General features: G+C 63.3%; 22 protein-coding genes and 1 pseudogene. 11 read left to right on the top strand and 12 right to left on the bottom strand.

The genetic code is table 11. The annotated features are described in order from the left end of the window. Positions 1–4: 4 nt before the first annotated feature. The 3 genes from repC to repA form a co-directional block, all read right to left on the bottom strand. Complete coding sequence (gene repC / locus AC2ITM_RS23540) at positions 5–1177, bottom strand: plasmid replication protein RepC (RefSeq protein WP_486470809.1); 1173 nt, start codon at positions 1175–1177, stop codon at positions 5–7. Positions 1178–1392: 215 nt separating this feature from the next. Then, a complete protein-coding gene (gene repB / locus AC2ITM_RS23535; protein WP_486470808.1) occupies positions 1393–2325 on the bottom strand; it encodes a plasmid partitioning protein RepB in 933 nt (310 codons plus the stop codon). After that, the gene (gene repA, locus AC2ITM_RS23530) at positions 2318–3502 is read right to left on the bottom strand and encodes a plasmid partitioning protein RepA (RefSeq protein WP_486470807.1); all 1185 of its coding nucleotides are present in this window, start codon (positions 3500–3502) and stop codon (positions 2318–2320) included. Before repA ends, repB begins: the two co-directional genes overlap by 8 nt. A gap of 249 nt (positions 3503–3751) precedes the next feature. On the opposite strand from repA, the gene AC2ITM_RS23525 reads away from it, so the two are divergent. Further along, a complete protein-coding gene (locus AC2ITM_RS23525; RefSeq protein ID WP_486470806.1) occupies positions 3752–4219 on the top strand; it encodes a helix-turn-helix domain-containing protein in 468 nt (155 codons plus the stop codon). Then, a complete protein-coding gene (locus AC2ITM_RS23520) occupies positions 4219–4782 on the top strand; it encodes a PIN domain-containing protein (protein ID WP_486470805.1) in 564 nt (187 codons plus the stop codon). The genes AC2ITM_RS23525 and AC2ITM_RS23520 overlap by 1 nt, the downstream gene beginning before the upstream one ends. Before the next feature lie 65 nt (positions 4783–4847). Here the strand turns inward: AC2ITM_RS23520 and AC2ITM_RS23515 are convergent, their stop codons facing one another. After that, positions 4848–5780 (bottom strand): IS5 family transposase, encoded by a 933-nt coding sequence (locus tag AC2ITM_RS23515; protein WP_486470804.1) that lies wholly within the window; start codon positions 5778–5780, stop codon positions 4848–4850. A gap of 23 nt (positions 5781–5803) precedes the next feature. Further along, positions 5804–6745 carry a LysR family transcriptional regulator gene (locus AC2ITM_RS23510; RefSeq protein WP_486470803.1) on the bottom strand — a complete coding sequence of 314 codons (942 nt, stop codon included), beginning with the start codon at positions 6743–6745 and terminating at the stop codon, positions 5804–5806. A gap of 87 nt (positions 6746–6832) precedes the next feature. Between AC2ITM_RS23510 and AC2ITM_RS23505 the strand changes: the two genes are divergently transcribed. Both AC2ITM_RS23505 and AC2ITM_RS23500 read left to right on the top strand, forming a co-directional pair. Then, positions 6833–7348 (top strand): SRPBCC family protein, encoded by a 516-nt coding sequence (locus AC2ITM_RS23505; protein ID WP_486470697.1) that lies wholly within the window; start codon positions 6833–6835, stop codon positions 7346–7348. A gap of 42 nt (positions 7349–7390) precedes the next feature. After that, positions 7391–8272 (top strand): NAD(P)-dependent oxidoreductase, encoded by an 882-nt coding sequence (locus AC2ITM_RS23500; protein WP_486470802.1) that lies wholly within the window; start codon positions 7391–7393, stop codon positions 8270–8272. On the opposite strand, the gene AC2ITM_RS23495 is transcribed toward AC2ITM_RS23500, so the two are convergent. Next, a complete protein-coding gene (locus AC2ITM_RS23495) occupies positions 8269–9153 on the bottom strand; it encodes a LysR family transcriptional regulator (RefSeq protein ID WP_486470699.1) in 885 nt (294 codons plus the stop codon). The genes AC2ITM_RS23500 and AC2ITM_RS23495 overlap by 4 nt on opposite strands. Before the next feature lie 97 nt (positions 9154–9250). On the opposite strand from AC2ITM_RS23495, the gene AC2ITM_RS23490 reads away from it, so the two are divergent. From AC2ITM_RS23490 to AC2ITM_RS23470, 5 genes are all read left to right on the top strand, one after another. Then, positions 9251–9751: a lactoylglutathione lyase family protein gene (locus AC2ITM_RS23490; protein ID WP_486470700.1), complete on the top strand. Its 501-nt coding sequence runs from the start codon at positions 9251–9253 to the stop codon at positions 9749–9751. 11 nt (positions 9752–9762) lie between these two features. After that, positions 9763–10875, top strand: a complete 1113-nt coding sequence (locus AC2ITM_RS23485) for an alkene reductase (protein ID WP_486470701.1) — start codon at positions 9763–9765, stop codon at positions 10873–10875. Then, the gene (locus AC2ITM_RS23480; RefSeq protein ID WP_486470702.1) at positions 10872–11540 is read left to right on the top strand and encodes a type 1 glutamine amidotransferase domain-containing protein; all 669 of its coding nucleotides are present in this window, start codon (positions 10872–10874) and stop codon (positions 11538–11540) included. Before AC2ITM_RS23485 ends, AC2ITM_RS23480 begins: the two co-directional genes overlap by 4 nt. Positions 11541–11548: 8 nt before the next feature. Next, entirely contained in the window at positions 11549–12511 is a 963-nt protein-coding gene (locus AC2ITM_RS23475) for an alcohol dehydrogenase catalytic domain-containing protein (RefSeq protein WP_486470703.1), read from the top strand. Between the two features lie 376 nt (positions 12512–12887). Beyond that, on the top strand, positions 12888–13163 hold the full coding sequence (locus AC2ITM_RS23470) for a hypothetical protein (protein WP_486470801.1): 276 nt from the start codon (positions 12888–12890) through the stop codon (positions 13161–13163). Between the two features lie 351 nt (positions 13164–13514). Here the strand turns inward: AC2ITM_RS23470 and AC2ITM_RS23465 are convergent, their stop codons facing one another. The 3 genes from AC2ITM_RS23465 to AC2ITM_RS23455 form a co-directional block, all read right to left on the bottom strand. Next, a complete protein-coding gene (locus AC2ITM_RS23465; protein ID WP_486470800.1) occupies positions 13515–14189 on the bottom strand; it encodes an endonuclease/exonuclease/phosphatase family protein in 675 nt (224 codons plus the stop codon). A gap of 173 nt (positions 14190–14362) precedes the next feature. Next, positions 14363–15295 carry an IS5 family transposase gene (locus AC2ITM_RS23460; RefSeq protein ID WP_486466497.1) on the bottom strand — a complete coding sequence of 311 codons (933 nt, stop codon included), beginning with the start codon at positions 15293–15295 and terminating at the stop codon, positions 14363–14365. 91 nt (positions 15296–15386) lie between these two features. Continuing rightward, positions 15387–15941, bottom strand: coding sequence for a hypothetical protein (locus AC2ITM_RS23455; protein WP_486470799.1), 555 nt, complete (start codon positions 15939–15941; stop codon positions 15387–15389). Positions 15942–16418: 477 nt separating this feature from the next. On the opposite strand from AC2ITM_RS23455, the gene AC2ITM_RS23450 reads away from it, so the two are divergent. Then, the gene (locus AC2ITM_RS23450) at positions 16419–17195 is read left to right on the top strand and encodes a recombinase family protein (protein ID WP_486470798.1); all 777 of its coding nucleotides are present in this window, start codon (positions 16419–16421) and stop codon (positions 17193–17195) included. A 127-nt stretch (positions 17196–17322) separates the two neighbouring features. Here AC2ITM_RS23450 and AC2ITM_RS23445 read toward each other — a convergent pair whose 3' ends face one another. Next, positions 17323–17874: a hypothetical protein gene (locus AC2ITM_RS23445; protein WP_486470797.1), complete on the bottom strand. Its 552-nt coding sequence runs from the start codon at positions 17872–17874 to the stop codon at positions 17323–17325. A 584-nt stretch (positions 17875–18458) separates the two neighbouring features. Then, positions 18459–18863 (bottom strand): annotated as a pseudogene (locus AC2ITM_RS23440) (IS110 family RNA-guided transposase); the annotation flags it as partial. A gap of 283 nt (positions 18864–19146) precedes the next feature. Here AC2ITM_RS23440 and AC2ITM_RS23435 point away from each other — a divergent pair. Beyond that, positions 19147–19491, top strand: coding sequence for a helix-turn-helix domain-containing protein (locus AC2ITM_RS23435; RefSeq protein ID WP_486470796.1), 345 nt, complete (start codon positions 19147–19149; stop codon positions 19489–19491). 103 nt (positions 19492–19594) lie between these two features. Here AC2ITM_RS23435 and AC2ITM_RS23430 read toward each other — a convergent pair whose 3' ends face one another. Beyond that, the gene (locus AC2ITM_RS23430; RefSeq protein WP_486470795.1) at positions 19595–20764 is read right to left on the bottom strand and encodes an ABC transporter substrate-binding protein; all 1170 of its coding nucleotides are present in this window, start codon (positions 20762–20764) and stop codon (positions 19595–19597) included. Positions 20765–20913: the final 149 nt, after the last annotated feature.

Below are 20913 nucleotides of genomic sequence, written 5' to 3'. Positions count from 1 at the left end.
GCTGTTACGCCGCCTGACGCTGTGCCATGAGTGCCATCACCATCGGTCCGCAGGTGAAAGTGCCTTCTGCGCATTTTGCCGTCAGAGATCTGAGGTAGCCACCAGGGGTCCGGATCTGGGTAAACCGCTCCAGCATCGCGGCAAGGACGATGGCCGCCTGCCCTGGCCCCATGATCCGGATCGCATCATTCCATGCAGCGGTATTGATCCCCATCGCAGGTCGGACTGCACAGGCAGCATGATAGAGCTGGTGCCAATGACGGATCGGTCCATCGTGGAAATCGCTGATCGAGGGACAAATTTTCAGGACCAGCGCCAGAGGTATTCTTGGCAGGTCACGCTCCGTAGTGTCTGTGTTCCCTTCGATGTCTTCAGGCTTTGTGCTTTCCTTGTCGGGTTCAGAGTCAAAGCAGTTTTTATATGAATTCTGTTGGTGCTGCTCGTTTTGGGCGTCACAGGTGCTCATTTCAACCGTTTCGAGCGGTTCAATCTGATCTCTGGCGGCCTCCAGTGCGGTTTCCAGTCTCCGGGCCATTTCGTTCAGATTTTCCAGAGAGAGCTTGCGGCGCATGGTCCTGGCGGTGCTGTCCACCAGATCCTGGAGATCGGCCCAGATCATCAGGTCGGGACTGTGTCCGAGACCGAACAGTGCGATGGCGGCCAGGTCCCGGCGCATCAGGCCGATGGTCTCGCGCAGGCGCTTCAGTCGCTCTTCCTGGGTGCGGATCTCTTCCGCGGCGGCTTCGATTTCGGCGGCGCGCCGGGGCAGGGGAGACAGGTCGAACCCAAAGGCCATGCGGTCTTCGCCCCGCCCGCGGGCATAGCGTTTGCCGTTCGGGCTGTCGCGGCGGATCAGGACACCGGCCTCGACCAGCCGGGCCAGGTGGCGGCGCATGGTCGAATTGGCCATGCCGTTCAGCCGCTCGCAGATCGCTTTGTTTGAGGGGAAAACGACGAGCGGCCCTGACGTATCCAGATCCGTCTCCGGATGGAAGCTCAGCAGCCCCTGCAGGACGGTCAGGTCGCGCTCGGTCAGGCCAAAGGCGCTCTGCGCCTTCGAGAGTTCGCGCAGGAGATGCCACTTGTTGACCGGGTGGGACGCCTCGACAGGATCAACCACCTGCAGATGGGCGCGGGAAATCGGCCGCTTGAACGGCGAAAACGGAACGTAGTCCATGAAATTTTCACGAAGACAAAAGAAACACGGCCCGCAAAGCGCAAATGCGCTTGCAGAGAACAGGGCCAGCCACTATCTTCAGAGGTGCGAAAACTGATTTCTAGCTTGGCTGTTTTGCCCTGTGACGAAACCAAGAGAGGTCTCGACGAAGCTTGCTTCTCGGGGCCTTTTCTTTGCCTGTTACGTGCCTCCTTGTCTCATTTGCTCGGGTTGCCTCAGTCTTCCGTGCGCTCTTTCCAGCGCGCGTGAAGGTCTTGGATCAGGTCACCGGCATGGCGTTCCAGCCAGCCGGCAAAGCCCGCGTCCTTGGCCTGAAGGTCCAGCTTCAGGCGTCTGCCGCGGGCACTGCGTTTTACGGTGGCGGTGCCAACGCCAGAGATCTCCAGCGGGGCAGCGGCCACGCGGGCAGGGGCCGCGGGTGCGTTTGTCACGGCCTTCAGAACCGCCATGAAGGCCTGGTCCGACAGATCGCCGGAGCTGCCCTCCGCTGCGCGAACCGTGCTGGCGATGCCGATCAGGGTGTCATGATCCTCGGGGGCCTCGGTCAGGGCCTTCTTCAGCTCTTCCCAGCGAGGGCGGCCGATGCCCGGCGCGGCGCCGATGGCCATCAGAAGGTCCGGGCCCACGCCCTTGACCACGTTCACCAGCTGCGACACCCCGGCGCGCGTCAGGTTCATCACCTCGGCCACAGCCGTGACAGAGCGCATCTCGGCCGGCAGGTGATCTCCCTCCAGCAAAGACTGCGCCACCAGGGCACGCTCGACAAAGCTCAGGTCAGCGCGGTCCTGGTTCTCCAGCAGCTGGTCTTTCAGCGCCTCGCCGTCATCCAGATCGGTGACGATGGCACGCACCTTCAGGCCCAGCTCGGCGCAGGCGGTCAGGCGTCGGCGACCGTAGATCAACCCGTAGCGATCGGGGCCCAGCGGGCGCACCAGGATCGGCACCCGTTGGCCATTGGCGCGGATGGACTCTTTCAGCGCGGCGACATCCAGTAGCAGCCGATCATCCAGGCGGCCTTCGACCGAGATCAGCGCCGGGTCAAGCTCGGCGATGCCGGTGCGCAACTTGCGCGCTTCTTGCACATCGGCGGCGCGGGTCAGGGTGCTCAGCGCCGGGTTCACGGCGCCAAGGCGCGGCTTTCTAGACATGACGCCCCCAGGTCTTCTGGATCAGCTGCGCGATCTCGTCGTTGACGGCGTTCATCGCCTCGATGGCGCGATCAAAGGTGCTGCGGGTGAAATCCTTGCGTTCGGCTTCGTAAAGCGTCTGCTTGGTCAGGCCCGCGTCGGAAATTGCCGTGGATTCAACCATCTGGTTGGTCATCACCGCCCGGCCGAAGAGGCCGCGGATAAAGGCGATCACTTCGGTCTGCGGTGCGTCGCCTACCTTGTAGCGGGTCGGCAAAAACTTCAGCCAGTCAAAGCGCAGATTGGCCCCGGCGTCCCGGATGATGCCCAACAGGTCCGAGGTCATCCGCAGGAACTGGCTCATCGACATGAGGTCCAGCATTTGGGGATGCACCGTTACCAGAACCCCGGTCGAGGCGCTCAGCGCGCTCATCGTCAGGAAACCCAGCTGTGGCGGGCAATCGATGACCACCACGTCGTAATCCTCATCGACCGCGTCCAGCGCATCGCGGACCCGGGCAAAGAAGGCCCGGGCGCCGCCCTTGGCGATGGCGGCCGGGGTCTCGTGCTCGAATTCCATCAGTTCCAGGTTGCCCGGGATCAGGTCGAGGCCACGCATGTAGGTCTTGCGGATCACGTCACGCATCGGCACCGGATCGTCGTAGCGGACCGCGTCGTAAAGCGTGCCCCCCTCCATCAGGTCGATCTCGGGCTGGATGCCGTGCAGGGCCGACAGCGAGGCCTGAGGGTCGAGATCGATCGCCAGCACCCGGTAGCCGGTCAGCGCCAGCCGCTGCGCCAGATGCGCCGAGGTTGTCGTCTTGCCCGAGCCGCCCTTGAAGTTCACCACAGAGATCACCTGGAGTGCATCGCCCGCACGCCGGCCGGGGATATAGGTTCCGGGCTTCTTGGTGTGGCCCTCAAGTGTCTGACGAATCGACCAGATGTCATCCAGTGTATAGCGGCGGTGATTCCCGGCGGTCATCTCGACCTCGGTAATCTTGCCCTCGCGGTGCAACTTGCGCAGGTAGGTGTGGTCGATGCCCAGCAGTTCAGAGGCCTCGCCACTGGTCAGGCTGCGCATGTTTTTCTGGGCATCGGGGGGGAAATGCGCTTCTCTCTGGGCGTGCAGGTTCGCCGCAAGAAGATCCGCATATTGCCCGATGACAATGTCTAGGTCCTGCTCAGTGTCGCTCATCTGTGCCCGTTCCGTGGGCGCGGTTTTTTAAACACCACGCACTATTTTCCGAGACTATGAACGTCTTCCCCGGAGTCGCGCAAGCAATTTCTCAGCCAAACAGGGACTTGCGATGCGCGCAGGCTGCGCTGTGGCCGGTTTCGCCCAGGCTAACATGGCGCGCGGGGCAGGGGGAGCGGTTTCGACTATTTCGCTTGTTTCGTTTATTTCACTTGATATATCGAAGGCAGACTGGGAAAGGAGCCACCCATGGGCCTTGCACATCGGACCGATAGTTTCGTCGACCGCCTGCCGAATACGCTGGAAAGCCAGAATGCCGAACAGCTGGTACGCATTCTCGCCTCGCAGCGCGATGCTGCCGGAGAAGTGCGGCTGAACCTGTCTGACGCGGCGGGCGGGGTCAGCCCGGTGACGCTCTCGCCGGCGATCTCGGGGGCGCTGCTTGAAGTCCTGCGGCTGGTGGCAAGCGGGCAGGGGTTCTCTCTGGTTCCCGTGCAGGCGGAACTGACGACGAAACAGGCGGCCGATCATCTGAATGTCTCGCGACCCTTCCTGGTGAAGTTGCTGGAAGAGGGAGAGATCCCCTTCCACAAGGTCGGCCGGCACCGCCGCATCCTGGCCGAGGACCTGTTCGCCTACCGCGCCCGTCGCGATGCGGCGCGGCACGAGGGGCTCTCTGCGCTGGCGCAGATGGACCAGGACGACGACCTGATCTGATGCACCATCCGAACGGCTTTACCGCGCTGCTGGACGCGAATGTCATCTACAGCCGGCTGACCTGCAACATCATCCTGCACCTGGCGCAGGCCGGGATGCTGAAACCCTGTTGGAGCGCCCGGATCCTCGACGAGGTCGACGTTGCCTTCGCCCGCAAGGACATCGCCAATGGCCGCCGCCGGGCCATGATGGAACAGATCTTCCCCGAGGCCATGGTGCGGCAGGACCGTGCCATTGAGGCGCTCTTGAACTTGCCCGATCCGGATGATCGCCATGTCCTGGCAGCGGCGATTGGCGCACGGGCGGACGTTCTGGTGACGTCGAACGTGAAGGATTTTCCCGAAGCAGCCCTTGCCGCCTTCGAGGTCGAGCTGCTGACGCCCGATGCCTTCATCGCCGCCACGATCGAGTTGTCGCCACCGCTGGCGGTCACGGCCATTCGCGGCATGCGCGAAAGCTTCTGCAACCCGACGATGACCGGAGCCGAGCTACTGGACCGGATGGAGCGCATTGGCCTGGTCCAAAGCGCCGAGCTACTGCGGGGTTGGGTAGCGCTGATCTGACATCGGGGCGGGGCGCTGTTGCACAAATCAGATGATGACCGCAGTTCCCCTTTCTCCGGACACACTTATCCCAGTGCCACGGTGACCGGGATGCCGAGGGCAGTGAAGCGGTTCATTACCGCCGCACGGATCTGAACTTCGGCAACCTGGCGGTCGAAGTCGCGGGACATCAGCTTCTGTCCGAGTAGCTTTACGCAGTTCATTTTCGTTTCCACTCTGCTACGTCGGTGGTAGCCGCTCCAGTTCCGCCACAGCGCCCGGACAAGATGCTTTGACGTCCGCAGTATCTCGTTGCGCGCTCGGGCTCCTGCCGTGTCCGGCTTCCAGGGTCTCGCGTTGCGGCGGGGCGGAATGATTGCTGCCGCACCGCGGTCAGCGATGGCGTCGTGGCAGGCGCGCGTGTCGTAGGCACCGTCTGCTGTAACGGTGGCAATCTCCTGATCCGGGGGCAGCTGGGCAAGCAGGTCCGGCAGCATCGGCGCGTCGCCGACATTGCTGGAGGTGACCTCGACTGCCCGGATCTCCAGCGTTTCCTCATCGATCCCGAGGTGGAGCTTGCGCCAGACCCTTCGTTTCGAGCCGCCATGCTTGCGCGTGTGCCACTCGCCTTCGCCTTCCACCTTGATGCCGGTGCTGTCCACGAGCAGATGCAGCGGCCCCTTGGAACCGCGATACGGGATCGTCACGTTCAAGGTCTTCTGGCGACGTGACAGAGTGCTGAAGTCCGGCACGGACCAGCCGAGCCCGGACAGTTCGAGCAGGCTCGCCACGAAACCGGTCGCTTGGCGGAGCGGCAGCCCGAGGAGTGTCTTGAGGGTGAGGCAGGCCTGGATCGCAGCGTCGCTATAGGCCTGCTGACGGCCGCGACGCCCCGACGGAATGGCTTCCCAATGCATCGAGGGATCGAACCAAACTGTCAGTGATCCGCGCTGCCTCAGCGCCTGATTGTAGTTTTGCCAGTTGGTGGTCTTGTAGGTCGTCTTCGGAGGTCTGCTCATACCTTCCGGCTACTACATTGGATTCACGAGGTGAATCCCTCGCCCCTTTGGGCAACAACGCCGCCATGATGATAGACCTCCACGCATTCAGCCAGACGGTCGCGAACCCATTTCTGCGCAGCGTCTTCTTGCAGCCTCTCATGCCAGGCGAGGATCTTGCGGAACCCGGGCACCACGAGGGGTGGCGGGGCCGTGAAGATGCCGGGCTCCTCGACCACCAACCTGCTTGGCACGAGGGCGATCAGATCAGATCGGCGGATGAGATCGATCAGGATGGTGAAATTCGGCACGCTGACGACGACGTTGCGGCTTCTGCCAGACTGCTGCAACGCGGCGTCCGTCGGCCCGGCAAAGGCGCTGCCATCATGGGACATGATCGCATGATCAAGGGCACAGAAGACATCCAGATCGTCCAGCTGGTCGCGGCCTGGATGATCCGCGCGCGCGATGACGACGTAGTCCTCGTCGAACAGCTTTCGCGCCCGCAGCGTATCGGGCGTCATTTCGGGCGTGACCAGCGCCAGATCCAGAACCCCCTCGGCCAACTGGCGGGCAAAGTCCGGTGCGACCGGACGCACGGCCAGACGTATGCCCGGGGCCTGCGCGCGGATCCGGTCCAGAAGCGGCAGCAGGACCGCGCGCTGCGCATAATCCGTGGCGGCGATGTGCAACGTGAAAGACGCCCTGGCGGGGTCGAAGCGTTCGGCCTGCAGGACGTGTTCGACCTCTCCCAGAATCTTGCGGACCTGTGCGCCCAGGGCCTCGGCGCGCGGTGTGGGCAGCACCCCCCTTTGCGTTCGTACGAAAAGCGGGTCGTCAAAGCCATCGCGAAGCCGCGCCAGCATGCCGCTGACCGCAGGCTGCGTCACGCCAAGCTTTTCCGCCGCGCGACTGACCGAGCGCGTGTCGAGCAACGCATCCAGGACGCGCAGAAGGTTGAGGTCAAAGGTCTTGATATCGGCCATTCTTATATCTGATGTAATGATATGCGATTGGATTTATATTTTGCGCCCCTCCATATCTCCAGCAGAAACTGAACACTGGAGAGACCCATGTCCGACATCATCTGGCCCGCGGGCTTTGTTCCCGGCTTCACCGACAACTTCGTCTCGAACGAAGTGATCGTCACCGGTCTGAGCACCGCTGACGTCTGGCCCTTCCTTGCCATCGCGTCGCGCTGGCCCGACTATTACGACAATGCCTCCGACGTCGAGATCCATGACGGCAAGGGGCCGGAACTGGCTCTGGGCAACAGCTTCTTCTTCCGTACCTTCGGATTTCCGGTGCCGGCCCGCGTTGTCGAATGCGTGGCACCGGTCAAGGGCCAGCCGGCGCGGATCGCCTGGCATGGCTGGGCGGGCGAAGAAGGCGCCGCCGACCGGCTGGACGTGCATCATGCCTGGCTGATCGAGGACCTGTCGGAGGGGCGCGTGCGCATTCTGACCCAGGAAACCCAGAACGGTGCCCCCGCGCGTGAACTGGCACAGGCCCGGCCCAATCCGATGATCAACGGCCACCAGGATTGGCTGGTCGGTCTGGTCGCCGCCGCTCGCGCCGCCAAGGCGTAACCCCGATCAAGGGGCGGTGCGCGACGGCCGCCGCCCCGCTCAATGGAGAGTATCATGTCGAAAATCGCCTTTCTCGGCCTTGGCGCCATGGGCAGCCGGATGGCGCGTCATCTTCTGGATGCGGGTCATGATGTGACGGTCTGGAACCGGACGCCCGGGCGGGCAGACGACCTTGTCCGTCTCGGCGCCGCTCTTGCCCGGACACCGCGCGACGCGGCACAGGGGGCCGACGCCGTGATCAGCATGGTGCGGGACGATGCGGCCTCCCACGAGGTCTGGGAAGACCTGGACACCGGGGCACTGGCCGCAGTCTCGCCCGGCGCGCTGGCCATCGAAAGCTCGACCATCACGCCGGAAAGGGCCAAAGCCTGGTCGCAAGCCGTTCTTGCCGCCGGCGGACGTCCGGCCGAGGCGCCGGTCTCCGGATCACGTCCGCAGGCCGATGCCGGTGCCCTGCTCTATTTTCTCGGGGGATCGGCTCAGGATACGGCAGCGGCGGCCGAACTCCTTGCGCCGCTTGGATCTTCCTTCCACTACGTCGGTCCGATCGGAGCGGCGGCCATCGTCAAGCTGGTCACCAACACCATGCTGGCGACGCAGGTCGCGGCCTGGGCGGAGCTTCTGCCGATGATGCAGGCACAGGGCACGGATCTGGATCTCGCCTTCGCGGCGCTTTCGAAGATCTCGGCCTGGGCACCCGCAGCAGGCTATCTGACGCAGATGATGCGCACCGGGCAACATGCGCCGCAATTCCCGGTCGAACTGATCCGCAAGGATATGGCTTATACCGCATCCCTGATGCCGGAAGGGGATTTGCCGCTGACATCCTTGCTGCGCGACCGTTTCGCAGCAGGCATCGAGGCCGGACTTGGCGAAGAGAACATGACCGCCATCGTCAAGCTGCACACCGGCAAGCCGGCCTAAAGCGCGTCGAGCAGAGTGGCAATCTTGCTGCGCAAACGGTCAGTTCGCGCAGCAAGAACGCGGTTCTTCCTCTGGATCAGCCAAAGATCATGCCGGACGGGCTGCGCGAGTTCCGCGATGGACAGCAGCGACTTGTCACGGAAGGTATCCACGCCGCTGCGGGGCAGGATGGTATATCCAATCCCCCGCACGACGGGTTCCGGGATCTGCCCGATCTGGTTCACGAAGCTGCGCCGGACAAGGGCGTCTGCCCCGCGATATTCGGACGGGAAATTGCAGCCGAGAAGTTCGTCGGCATGGGCAAAGCCGTCGGGATGGGCGATGAACCCAAGCGCATCGAGATCGGCCAGGCTGCGTGGAGCGGGATGATCTTTCGGCAGCAGCAGGCAAAGCGCGTCCTGGCCCGCGCGCGCGCCTTCCAGCCGCGGGTGGACCGGCGGATGACTGGTCACTCCAAGATCCAGCGAGCCATCGAGGACGCCCTCGACAATCCGCGCCTCTGGGGCGGCGTTCAGCATCAGGTCAAGGCCTGGCGAGGCCTCCATGAGCGTGAGGAAGCAGGGATAAAGCAGCAGGGCGATCGATCCCGAACAGCCGACACTGACCTCCCCCTTGGCCGGGTCGTCGAACCTGAGGCTCTGGCGCAAGGCGCGCTCTTCATCGCGGCGGCGCTGACCTATCGCGCGCACCGTCTCGCCGGCCGGCGTGAGGGTAAAGCTCTTGCCGTCACGCGACATGAGAGACTGGCCGACCTGCTCTTCCAGCTTTTTGACATGCTGGCTGACGCCGGGCTGGGTCATGTTCAGTGCCGCCGCTGCACGGGTGAAATGGCCGACATCGCAGAGGGTTACAAAAGTTTCCAGCCAAGTTGAGTGCAGCATTCACCTGAATCGTTTTGTTATGATTTTGAGTAAAAACAATAATTTGAAAGATGTCAGCTGTCACCCCAGATATCGGTCAAAGATTTTGAGGATACGCATGACCAAAACCACGCCCCGCACCTTCTCCCATATCGGCCTGTCCGTGCCAGACCTTGACCGCGCCGTCGAGTTCTACCGCGATGTCATGGGCTTCTACGTCATCATGGAACCGACCGAGATCGCCCAGGACGACAGCGACATCGGCATCATGTGCGACGATGTCTTCGGGCCCGGCTGGGGCAAGTTCCGCATCGCCCATCTGTCCACCGCCGACCGCATCGGCTTCGAGCTGTTCGAGTTCTCCGAGGCCTACAAGCCCGAGAACAACCTGCCCTATCGCCAGACGGGCCTCTTCCACTTCGCCATCCAGGACCCCGATCTGGAAGGGCTGCTGGCCCGGATCGTCGCGGCGGGTGGCAAGCAACGTATGCCGGTGCGCGAGTATTTCCCCGGCCAGAAGCCCTACCGCATGGTCTATGTCGAAGACCCCTTCGGCATCGTCTTCGAGCTCTACTCCCACAGCTACGAGCTGACCTATTCCGCCGGCGCCTATAACTGAAAGGCCTCCCCATGACCGATCTTTTCGCCCCGATCCAGCTGGGCAAGCTGGTCCTGAAGAACCGTGCCGCCATGGCGCCGATGACCCGCGCGCGCAGCCCCGAAAACGTCCCCACCCCCGAGAACGCGCGTTACTACGCACAGCGCGCCGGTGCCGGGCTGATCGTGACCGAGGGCACGGTGATCTCGGCCGAGGGCTCGGGCTTTGTTGATTGCCCCGGCCTTTGGTCGGGCCAGCAGGTCGCGGCCTGGGCCCCGGTGACGCAGGCCGTCCATGACCAGGGCGCGGCGGTCTTCACCCAGATCTGGCATGTCGGCCGGGTCAGCCACACCTCGCTTCAGCCCGGCGGCAAGGCCCCGGTCAGCGCCACCGGGCAGCAGGCGGAAACCTCCTCTGCCTTCGGCTATACGCCAGATGGCAGCGCCGGTTTCGTGCCTGCCTCCAAACCCGAGGCGCTGGACCAGGCGGGGATCGCCCGGGTTGTCGAAGACTTTGCCAATGCCGCCGAAAACGCCGTGAAGGCCGGGTTCGACGGGGTCGAGATCCATGGCGCCAACGGCTATCTGGTCGAGCAGTTCCTGAACGGTGCCGTCAACGACCGCACCGACGCCTATGGCAGCCAGTCGGTGGAAAACCGCATCCGCTTCGCGCTGGAGGTGGTCGATGCCTGCATCGCCCGCATCGGTGCCGACAAGGTGGCCATCCGCCTGTCGCCCTTCGGCCGTCTGCATGATCTGGGCGATTTCGAGGGCGAGGAAGAGACCTTCCTGACGCTTGCGGCGGAACTCGACAAGCGCGGCCTGGCCTTCATCCACATCATGGACCAGGCCAGCCGCGGTGCGCCGGCCATGCCCGAAGGCTTCCTGGCGAAATTCCGCGCCGCCTTCTCCGGTGTGCTGATCCTCGCGGGCGGCATGGATCTCGAACGCGCGAACGCGATGATCGGCGACGGCCTGATCGACATCGCCGCCTTCGGGGCGCCCTTCACCTCGAACCCCGACCTGGTCGAACGGCTGCGCCACGGCTGGCCGCTGACCCCGGTCGATCATGATGCCTATTACGGCGGCACCGCAAAGGGCTATACCGACTGGCCGACCTATTCCGCGAAAGGAGACGCGCAATGAAACCGATCCTCATCGTGATGACCTCGCATGGCGACAAGGCCGGTCATGGCCCGACCGGGTTCTACCTCTCCGAGGTCACCCACCCGCTGAAGGAATTCCTCGCGGCCGATCTGCCCGTGGCCTTCGCCTCGATCAAGGGCGGCGAGCCGCCGGTGGACGGGCTCGACCTCGACGACGCGGTGAACGCGCAGTTCTGGGCCGATCCGCTGTTCCGGGCCGCGATCCGTTCGACCCAGAAACTGGCCGATGTGACCCCGGCCGATTACAGCGCGATCTTCTTCGCCGGTGGCCACGGCGCGGTCTGGGATTTCCCGACTTCGACGGCGGTCAATGACGTCACCCGCGCGATCTGGGAACAGGGCGGTGCGGTCGGCGCGGTCTGCCACGGCCCGGCGGCGCTGACCAATGTCACCCTCTCGGACGGCACGCCGCTGGTCGCGGGCCGCAAGGTGGCGGCCTTCACTGATGCCGAGGAACGCGCGGTCGAGCTTCAGGACGTGGTGCCGTTCCTGCTGTCCACGAAACTGGCAAGCCTCGGCGCGGATATGCAGCCCGGCGCCGACTGGACCGATACCACCGCCGTCGACGGGCGGCTGGTGACCGGCCAGAACCCGCAATCGGCCAGCAGCACCGGCCGGGCGCTGATCACGGTCCTGAAAGGATGAGCCCCCCGATGACCGCCGACGCCCTGCCTGACCGCCACATGGCCTGGACCTGGCAGCATGGGAATGACCCATGCGCGCTGGTGCTGGCCGAGCTGCCCGTGACCCTGCCCGGCCCGGGCGAGGTCCTGGTGCGCAACGCGGTCATCGGCCTCAACCCGGTCGACTGGAAGGTGCTGGGCAGCGCCTCCTGGCAGCCCGGAAAGGTGCCGGGCTGCGACGGGGCCGGCACGGTGATCGCCGTGGGTGCGAATGTGCCGGACAGCTGGATCGGACAGCGCGTGGCCTATCACACCTGGCTGGGCGGTCCGGGCAGCTTTGCCCGGATCACCCCGGTCGCGGCGCGTGCGCTGCTGCCGCTGCCAGATGCCCTGACGTTTGAGCAGGCCGCGGCCCTGCCTTGTCCCGCGCTGACGGCCTGGCTTGCGCTGTCGAAGCTGCCGGCCAGCCCCGAAGACCTGCTGGTGGCGGGGGCCGGGGGGGCCGTAGGGTTCTATCTGACCCAGCTGGCACTGAAGGCAGGCTGGGAAGTCACGGCGCAATGCCACCCGCGCCACCACGAAAGACTGGCCGGCGTCGGGGCGCAGGTCTTGCCCTGGGACCGACAGGTGCCCGAGGCCAGCCAGTCAGCCGCCGTGGATCTGCGAGGGCCTGAGGAAGCGAAGGATCTGGCGGCGCGGCTGCGGGCCAATGGCCATCTGATCTGCGTGCAGGGCCGGGTCCCCGGCTGGCCGTCAGACCCGTTCGGCAGATGCATCTCGCTGCACGAGGTGGCATTGGGCGCGCTGCATGTCCATGGCGAAGACCGGGACTGGCAGAAGCTGCGGACGGCAAGCCGCGAGATCTTCGAGGCACTTCTGTCCTCAGACCTTGTTGCCGAGGCCCGTCGCAGCGCAGATTTTGACCGCCTTCCGCACAGCCTGAAATCTCTGAAATATCGTGATTTTTCCGGGAAATCACTTGTAACCCTGTGACGGAAAACCGGGCGTCAGCGACGCCCCCGTCATCACGGCCACATCCGGGCCGCCTGCAGCACCGCTGCCGGGCTCTCGGCCTCAGCCACCCAGCGGGTCGGACGAACAACCAGGTCACGCATCCCATCTGCATCTTCGGGACCACCGCGTCGGGGATGCGAGGACCGCCAAGCGCGCCTCGCATGGATTTCATCCATACGAGCCGTGTCAGCATCTGGATTGTCGCCCGAAATGTGATCGGCGATCACCATGAGATCAGCAACCGCCGTAGCCGTCCATTCAAGTTCAGGCCCGACGCTTCCCGTCGATGAGGGCGCGCGCTTCCCCCTCCGAAGCGGAGCACCGGAATTTCGAGGTTTTGATGTGGAAAGCGGGTGTGTTCACCGTGTCCGAACTAGCGGAGCGTTGGGAGGGGATTACCGTCGATCCGGGCGCCGTCACGGTGCCGTTCCTGTCCGTGCTTGGCGCACAGGAGGGCGCAGTCTGGAATGGCCAGCCGAAAGGCTGGCACGAGGCCATCCCTTTGGCCGGAAAGCGGCTGGTGGTCCTTGAGGCCGACACCGGCGCGGATGCGCATTGTCAGGGCAACAACCCGCTGCGGCTAGTGAAGGAGGTCGATGCCTGGTTGCAGGAGGTATTTTCGCCCTCATGAGGGGGCGACAGTGGAAATGCAGACGGAGACAGCTGAGGTGAAATCAGCTCAAGGACCTGTAATAACTATGAAATACATAATTCGAGAACTTCGGAATTTTGAGGCGCTGCCCGCCTTGCGCTAAATTGCACTAGCGATTGGTGGAATTTCCCAAACTGCACAAGTCGATAAGTGGAGTGGCTGGAACGAATACTGTTTCGAACGCTGCAAGACAAATCGAAAAAGTCAGGAGAAGCGTTCCGCCAGAACTGATTCATTCCATTACATCGAACGGTGTCACAACCGAGCAGTGATCTGAAGGCCATTCAGAAAAACGACCGTTTGGTGTCACCTCATAGCTTGCCGTGACGTTCATGCTATAGGAGGCGCGGCCACTCGCCAGAATGTAGTCGATAGGACGATTTTCCTAGAGCCATATTTGGATGTGCCAGAGGGGGACGCGAGGGCTATTCCCAACTCGGCATTGTAGGAAAGCGTATGAAAAGCGCTATCGTTCGGGGTGCCAAGTCGCCTATTGAAGTCGCCCCCGATGATTACTGGTAGTCCGCCTTCATCAACCTCAGAAGCGTAGGAAGCCAGGTAGGGGATTTGCGTGAACAGCTGCGCGCAGGCCTCAGAGGAGGTTCCTTCAAAGCAGCCAGATTTCAGATGCACACTGACCAGTCGTAGGCGCTGCTGGCCGATGTCTACATCAATGGCCGTCCCGTGTCGCATCCACCCCCTGCCCCCGACATCCAGAAATTTCAGGTCCTCCTGGCGGTGCGCCGGGAGGTCCGAGCGGACGGCGATGGCCGTGCGAATTGGGGTCCTTTTCTGGCCCCCCTTTGAGCAACGAAGGCTGCCCTGGGGCGTCCGTTTCTCAACAAAGTAGGTCCAGCCAGACGGGAAAACTCTTTCCAGGGTGGCCTGGTTTTCGATCTCCTGGAGCAGCCAGACCTCAGCGCCGACTTGCTCGATGATGGAGGTAATTTTCTCATAGTCGGCCGCGCTGCGGGGGGGGCATCCGGCGCCCGGGCTGCCAGCCAATTGCTCCAGGTTTCAGGTGGCGACCTTGAATTCAGCTGCCTGGGCTGCCGTCCCCAGAAGAGAAGAAATTGATAGGAAAAGCAGAAATTTGTTCATTCCGGTGCTCCGTGCCGGAAGGGGGCGTTGTTGCAGAAAGGCGGCCTGAGACGTGAGTGCCCCTTTCCCGTTCAGGCTCAGGCCACGCGAACAACCTCGGCGGTGCCGAGCGCGTTGAAGCGATTGATAAGAGCGACGCGGATGTGGATTTCGGCGGTTTGGCGATCGGGGTCCCTTGCAGCGATGCGCTCGCCGAAGGACTTGATGCAGCGCATCTTGGCCTCCACGCGGCTGCGAGCGTGGTATCCGGTCCACCGTTTCCAGAACGCCCGGCCGTAGTGACGTGTGGCGCGCAGGGTTTCGTTGCGCGCCTTGGCAGCCGGGCAGTCCTCTTTCCAAGCCCGACCGTTCCTTCGGATCGGTATGATTGCCGAGCCGCCGCGTGCGATGATGGCGCTGTGACATCGGCGGGTATCGTAGGCGCCATCCGCAGTCACGGTGCCGATGTCCTCGTCCTCGGGGATCTGGCCCAACAGGTCTGGCAGGATGGGGCTGTCGCCTTCCCGGCTGGGGGTGAACTCAACGGCCCGGATATCCGAAGTGGTAGTGTCCATTGCCAGATGCACCTTGCGCCATTGGCGACGACCCTGAACACCATGCTTGCGGGCCTGCCATTCGCCGTCGCCAAGAAACTTGATGCCGGTGCTGTCCACCAGCAGATTCAGCGGCCCGTCGGCACGACGATAGGGGATCTGCACCTTGAGGGTCTTCTGCCTACGGCACAGCGTCGAGTAGTCGGGAATGGGCCAGTCCAGTCCTGCGAGCCGCAGGAGGCTCGCGACCATCCCGGCTGTCTGTCTGAGCGGCAGTTTGAACAGCACCTTGATCGACAGGCAGAACTGGATCGCGGCATCCGAGAAAACTGGCGGGCGCCCTGGGCGTCCCTCATGCGGCGCGTGCCAGGCCATCTCCTTGTTCAGCCAGATCAGCAGTGACCCGCGCTTCCTGAGCGCATCGTTGTAGGTAGACCAGTTTGTCGTGTGGTAGCGGGCGGGCTTGGGCTTGCTCATGCAGCGCGTCTAACCGCATGGATTCCCGATGTGAATCCTTCACCGGCTGAGTTCTGCAACAACGCCCCGGAAGGGGGAAACTGCGGGGGTGTCACTTTCTGGGGGGCTTGAGCGGGCTGATTTCTGCCATCGGGTGCTCGACGAGCATGGCCTCCAAAGCTGAATGGAAGATGTCCTCGTCCTCGCAGGTGCCCTGCTTCAGCAGCACGCTTTGCGTCGCGGAGGCCATGACCAGCAGGAGGCTCGTCTTGCCCTCCTCCGACCGGCGAACGACGATTTCGTAATGCCATGGCTGCCTGGCACATTCGTGGCGCCAGGCGGCGGCCTGTGGGTTAGAGGTCGGCGTCAGATCCTCCAGGATGTAGGGCGGGCATGAGCGCTCTTCCGGGCCAGCCGTTTCGAAGACAGCATTTGCACTGAAAATCTGAGATTTGTCGTGGCTCCAATGCACGGGAATGGCCGCAGCAATTCTGCGCTTGGGGTGGTCTGCGCTCGCCGACAATTCCGCTGATACATAGCAGGTCGCGGAATATAAATCCTTTGGGATTAGGATGGAGCGGCGCAATGTTGCGGAATTGAATGACGCCTTTGCGGCTTCGTGAAATTTCGCAATTGCGAGGTGCATGAGTGCGGGCTCTTCAGGCATGTCATTCCCCTAAAGCGAGAGTCTTATATTCTCGCATCTGGGGATAATATATTCAATAGCGAACGTGTAATTGAGTGGTGGAAATTTGCAAAATTCGCGGTTTTTGATGGCTTATTTCGATTCTGTGTAATAGCAGATTTTCGCTCACTCAATTGGCCTCGCCGAATTTCTCTAATTCGCCGATTTGCGCCTAGGGGCTGATGCTGCGGGAGGGGTGTGCATGCAGCTCGTGGCCCTGGGTGCGGCTGGAAGGCCCGGCATGGCGGTGTGAGCTTCTGGCGTTAGCGAACCTGAAAAAGCAATGAAAATATTCTGAAAAATTTCAAAGTGCATACTTGGTGCAAAAATGTCACTTAAAGGCTTCTCGTTAGCTTTTTTGACAGGGCTCCCAGGTGAATTTCGGGGCGGAGGACAGAAATCGTACAATTACATCCGACCGGATGCTATTATATAAGGAGAGAAATTTGGAGGTTTGCCATGCGCTACGTCGCCTACTACCGGGTCTCAACTCAGGAGCAGGGCAGATCCGGGCTCGGCCTGGATGCGCAGCAGCGCGCTGTGACCCTCCATGTCGAAAGCCGGCGCGCGCAGCTCGTCGGCAGCTTTACCGAAATTGAATCCGGCAAGCGCTCGGATCGCCCGCAGCTCGCGGCGGCGATCGAGCTGGCGATCCAGCAGGGCGCCGTGCTGCTGATCGCCAAGCTCGACCGCCTGGCGCGGAGCGTCCACTTCATTGCCACGCTCCTCCTGGACCCGAAGCTTGAGATCGAGGCCTGCGACCTGCCGGCGGCCAACAAGATGACGATGCAGATCATGGCCGCCGTCGCGGAGGGGGAAGCCCTGGCGATTTCGCAGCGCACGAAGGCCGCCCTGGAGCAAGCGGCGCTCCGGGGGAAGAAGTTCGGGTTCGCTCACGAGAAGAACAGGCATCGCGCTGCGGAGTGCGGGAGCCGGTCAGCTCTGGCTTCAAAGCTGGAGGCAGATCGGCGCTCGGCCGATTTGGGCGCGATGATCGAAGCGCTGCGCGGGGAAGGCTTGACCTACCAGCAGATCGCCGATCGCTTCACTGCCCTGGGGATCAAGATGGAGCGTAAGAAGCCGCAGCGGGGCCGCACCATCTGGGGGCAGCAGCGGATCCGACAGATTTACAAGCGATACTCTTTCATCGGGCCACGCGCCTACGGGCAAGCCGCGCTGCCGTCGCCGGAGGTCTACAATTTCGCGCTGAAGCCTGTGGATCTGGGCAGCCTGTAGCGCCTGAACACAGCAGGTACTGCACATATGCAGGGTTTGGACAGCACAGAGCCGGGCGAAGCGCCCGGCTCTACCCACGTCACGCGGCAAGTCGTTGGGCCAAGCGGGCAAGTCTGCCCGGGTGCCCTCAGTTCCCTGTGCGGAGGCTTGCCTGCGGAGAGAGGTCGATTTCCCGGCACAGCCCGGCGCTGACGAGCGCCGCTCGCATCTTGGTCTTGTCGAGTCCGCTCACGATCTGTTTGTCCGGGTGCAGGGCCGCAATCTGGTCCTTGAACGTGCCGCCCTGCGGATGGGGCTGATCAAGCCGGGCCGGATCGAAGGCCAGTTCCCAGAGCTGGCCCCCGGCCACCAACAGGGTCTTCCTCTTGGCCGACCGCGCGATCTTGTTGAGGACTTCGAGGTTTTCGATTTCGTTAGCGCACCAGTCCTCAAGGTCAGGCTGCACCATCAATCCCTCCGCCTCGGGGGGGCCGAGGGGGACTTCCGGCAGGGCTGCGAATGCGGCGGTGATCCGGGCTTTGGCGTCGGCATCGAGCCAGTGCTGGTCATCGCAGGCGCCCTGCCCGCGATTGGATACGAGGGCCACCTTCTTGCCGTCGCAGTAGAGCGTGGCCGAGTAGCAGTTGGTCTCTTCAGACAGGGACGCGTAGAGCTTCAGCGATTTCAGGGTGAGTTCCATGGTGCCTCCTGTGGCGATCTGAGGGCAGCGTGTAGCCGCATAAGGCCCTCAGAATGGTGCCGCAGGGAGTCTAGAGCAAGGTAAAAAATTACATAATTTCAGCTATTTGAGTGTGGATACACCGGGCGCTTCAGGAGGCGTTTCGTCGGTTCGGAAGCGAAAGGACATGCCATGCGCATTCTTTGGGCGGTCGGCGCCAGGAGGGGCTGGGAGCGGCCTTAGGCTGTGCGTGGCGTTAACGACGGCAAGGGGCTGCTCTTGCAGGTGGATCACCTTGCGTGGGCGAGATGGCCGCCGCGGCGCAGGGGCCCCATCGAGGCCCTGCAGGTTCTGCTGGCCGACGGCTGGTCGACCGGCGCGGGATTCAACAAGGTGCAGCTTGCCCCGCCTCTCAGCTGGCTGGGCATCACCCTTGCGGCTGAATGGCTGGCGTTCCGGATCTCGGGCCGCCCGCTGGCGCTACTGACCCTGCTGTGTGGTCTCTACCTTGCCAGCTTGCCCTGTCCCTACTTCAGAACATCTCGAAATATTCGCGCTGTTCCCAGTCTGTCACGTAGGCCTGGAACCGGCCAATCTCATGACGCTTGCGTGCGCTGACGAACCAGAAGGTCGCGGGTCCGGTAGGCCATTGCGGCCGCCTGTTGGGCCTCACTCTTCACAGCCACGAACCGCATCGTCGGTCGCGATGCCGCTTCGGCAATCGCCTCGGCATCGGCCATGTCGTTCTTCTGCCGCTTCACGAAGGGCTTCACATAGGCGGGCGGAATCAGCCGCACCTCATGGCCGAGATCGCCGATAGCCCGACCCCAGTGATGCGAGCTGGCACAGGCCTCCATCGCCACCACACAAGGCGGCTGTGCCGCCATGAACTTCAGCAGCTGCGCTCGCGACAGCTTGCGGCGAAACACAACAGACCCATCCGCCGAAGCGCCATGCGCCTGAAACACGTTCTTGGCCAAATCCAGGCCGATGATGCTAACCTCTCCCATGGACGCTCCCTTCCGTAGCGGTGCTTCAACACCCGCCACCATGGCACAATCGATGCCGCCGGGGGGCGTCCACCCCATCGCTTACAATCAAGTGCGTGACGAACAGCTTTGCGAGATTGGGAATCTTCACCTGGCTCTTCGGCGTGGCCGGCAATCTCTGCCCCAACTCGACGGCAAGGTCCGGCGTCAACGCCGACGGAGTGATGCCCTCGCCCAGAGGATCTCCGACTGGTTCATCCAGACCGACATCCGGGGCGCGGACGCGCCGCAGACCGCCTCCATCGTGGCGCGTTACGGCAACCTGCCGCGGGCGGTCTCGGCGGCGCTGGAGCTGATGGAGACCCATGTGGCCGATCCGCTGCAGCTGGACCAGATCGCCAGCCTCTCGGGCCTCTCCGCCCGCCAGCTGCAGCGCCGCTTCCACGAGGAACTGGGGCATTCGGTGATGGAAGCCTACCGCCGCATCCGGCTGGACACCGGCCGCGAACTGATCGCCTCGACCGGGATGCCGCTGGCGGAGATCGCCCGGATGACCGGGTTCGCCACCCAGGCGCATTTCTCAGACAGCTACCGGCGGCAGTTCGGCACGGCGCCTTCGGCGGCGCGGCGCGACCGGCAGCCGAGATGAGCCGGACCGCGGAACGGCAGGCGGCGGCCGGATCGCCTCCGGCCGCCGCCCTCCTGTCACCAGAACCCCGAAGGGTCCGCCGCTCTTACATCTTGCGCCGCTCTCACATCTTGCACTGGGCCGCGTAGCTGTCGGGCATGTCCTCGACGATGGTGCCCTTGTTGGCCAGCACGTACTTGCCGTCCTCGGACTGCACCACCTGGCCGAGGTAGAAGTTCTCCACCGGGTGGTTGTTGGTGTTGAAGGAGATGTCACCGCGCACCGACTCGAAGGGTGCCGTCTTCATCGCCGCGCGCACCGCGTCGAGGTCTTCCGAGCCACCGGCGGCGGTGATCGAACCGTCGATCAGGCGCATCGCGTCATAGGCCATGGCGGCGAAGGCGGAGGGCAGCGTGCCGTACTTCTCCTGGTAGGACTGGACGAACTGCACGTTCGCCGGATTCTCCAGGTCGTAGGTCCACTGGGTCGAGCCGTAGACGCCCATGCCCGCCTCGCCGATCGCGTCGAGGGACGCGCCGTTGAAGATGGTGAAGGCGGTGTAGAGCGGCGTCTCCGCCTTGATGCCGGCCTGGTCGTACTGCTTTACGTACTGGATCCCCAGCCCGCCCGGGTAGAAGGCGAAGACCGCTTCCGGCCCGGCCGCCTTGAGCGCGGTCAGCTCGGCCGAGAAATCGGTCTGCTCGAGGGAGGTATAGACCTCGCCGGTGATCTCTCCCTTGAAGGTGCGCTTGAAGCCTTCCAGCAGGTCGCGCCCGGCCTGGTAGTTCGGGGCCATGATATAGGCGGTCTTGACGCCCTGATCGTTCAGGTAGGTGCCGACGGCTTCGGCCGGCTGGTCGTTCTGGAACGGCACCGCGAAATAGTTCGGGTTGCATTCCTCGCCCGCCAGCGGCGCCGGGGCAGGGTTGGGCGACAGCAGGATGGCATCGGCCCGCACCACCGGCCGGTGCACCGCCATCATCACGTTGGAATAGCTCGGGCCGATGACGAATTCGACCTTCTCGGACCGGATCAGCCGCTCCGCGGCCTGCTTGCCGATGTCGGGCTTGCGCTGATCGTCCTCGTAGATCAGCTCCGCCTCTTCGCCGCCCAGCTTGCCGCCCAGCTGTTCATAGGCCAGGTCCGCGCCCTGCTGCATCTCCTTGCCCAGCACCGCACCGGCACCGGAGAGAGAGAAGATCAGGCCGACTTTCACCGGGTCCGCCGCCGCGGCGGAGACAAGCCCCGCCGAGACCGCAAGCGACAGTGCCACGCGCTTCGTTGTGCTTTTCATGGAAAGCTCCCTTGTTGGATCTATTTTTATTCTGTGTGTATTTTAATTTCGGGAACTGCCGTTCCGTCAAGTCCCGCCATCGGCCGGGTCAATGTTTCGCCCGGGGGCGGAAGGGCGGGGCCCTGACCCTGCCGTAAAAATATGCAGGG

The sequence above is a fragment of the Pseudooceanicola sp. NS-SX9 genome (assembly GCF_057380705.1).
This window is presented reverse-complemented; position numbering and strand designations above follow the sequence as displayed.

What these genes read in the sequence shown, in the direction of transcription:
- repC (WP_486470809.1), bottom strand. Translation starts at nt 1,177, where the DNA reads ATGGACTACGTTCCGTTTTCGCCGTTCAAGCGGCCGATTTCCCGCGCC.
- repB (WP_486470808.1), bottom strand. Translation starts at nt 2,325, where the DNA reads ATGTCTAGAAAGCCGCGCCTTGGCGCCGTGAACCCGGCGCTGAGCACC.
- repA (WP_486470807.1), bottom strand. Translation starts at nt 3,502, where the DNA reads ATGAGCGACACTGAGCAGGACCTAGACATTGTCATCGGGCAATATGCG.
- AC2ITM_RS23525 (WP_486470806.1), top strand. Translation starts at nt 3,752, where the DNA reads ATGGGCCTTGCACATCGGACCGATAGTTTCGTCGACCGCCTGCCGAAT.
- AC2ITM_RS23520 (WP_486470805.1), top strand. Translation starts at nt 4,219, where the DNA reads ATGCACCATCCGAACGGCTTTACCGCGCTGCTGGACGCGAATGTCATC.
- AC2ITM_RS23515 (WP_486470804.1), bottom strand. Translation starts at nt 5,780, where the DNA reads ATGAGCAGACCTCCGAAGACGACCTACAAGACCACCAACTGGCAAAAC.
- AC2ITM_RS23510 (WP_486470803.1), bottom strand. Translation starts at nt 6,745, where the DNA reads ATGGCCGATATCAAGACCTTTGACCTCAACCTTCTGCGCGTCCTGGAT.
- AC2ITM_RS23505 (WP_486470697.1), top strand. Translation starts at nt 6,833, where the DNA reads ATGTCCGACATCATCTGGCCCGCGGGCTTTGTTCCCGGCTTCACCGAC.
- AC2ITM_RS23500 (WP_486470802.1), top strand. Translation starts at nt 7,391, where the DNA reads ATGGAGAGTATCATGTCGAAAATCGCCTTTCTCGGCCTTGGCGCCATG.
- AC2ITM_RS23495 (WP_486470699.1), bottom strand. Translation starts at nt 9,153, where the DNA reads ATGCTGCACTCAACTTGGCTGGAAACTTTTGTAACCCTCTGCGATGTC.
- AC2ITM_RS23490 (WP_486470700.1), top strand. Translation starts at nt 9,251, where the DNA reads ATGACCAAAACCACGCCCCGCACCTTCTCCCATATCGGCCTGTCCGTG.
- AC2ITM_RS23485 (WP_486470701.1), top strand. Translation starts at nt 9,763, where the DNA reads ATGACCGATCTTTTCGCCCCGATCCAGCTGGGCAAGCTGGTCCTGAAG.
- AC2ITM_RS23480 (WP_486470702.1), top strand. Translation starts at nt 10,872, where the DNA reads ATGAAACCGATCCTCATCGTGATGACCTCGCATGGCGACAAGGCCGGT.
- AC2ITM_RS23475 (WP_486470703.1), top strand. Translation starts at nt 11,549, where the DNA reads ATGACCGCCGACGCCCTGCCTGACCGCCACATGGCCTGGACCTGGCAG.
- AC2ITM_RS23460 (WP_486466497.1), bottom strand. Translation starts at nt 15,295, where the DNA reads ATGAGCAAGCCCAAGCCCGCCCGCTACCACACGACAAACTGGTCTACC.
- AC2ITM_RS23455 (WP_486470799.1), bottom strand. Translation starts at nt 15,941, where the DNA reads ATGCCTGAAGAGCCCGCACTCATGCACCTCGCAATTGCGAAATTTCAC.
- AC2ITM_RS23450 (WP_486470798.1), top strand. Translation starts at nt 16,419, where the DNA reads ATGCGCTACGTCGCCTACTACCGGGTCTCAACTCAGGAGCAGGGCAGA.
- AC2ITM_RS23445 (WP_486470797.1), bottom strand. Translation starts at nt 17,874, where the DNA reads ATGGAACTCACCCTGAAATCGCTGAAGCTCTACGCGTCCCTGTCTGAA.
- AC2ITM_RS23430 (WP_486470795.1), bottom strand. Translation starts at nt 20,764, where the DNA reads ATGAAAAGCACAACGAAGCGCGTGGCACTGTCGCTTGCGGTCTCGGCG.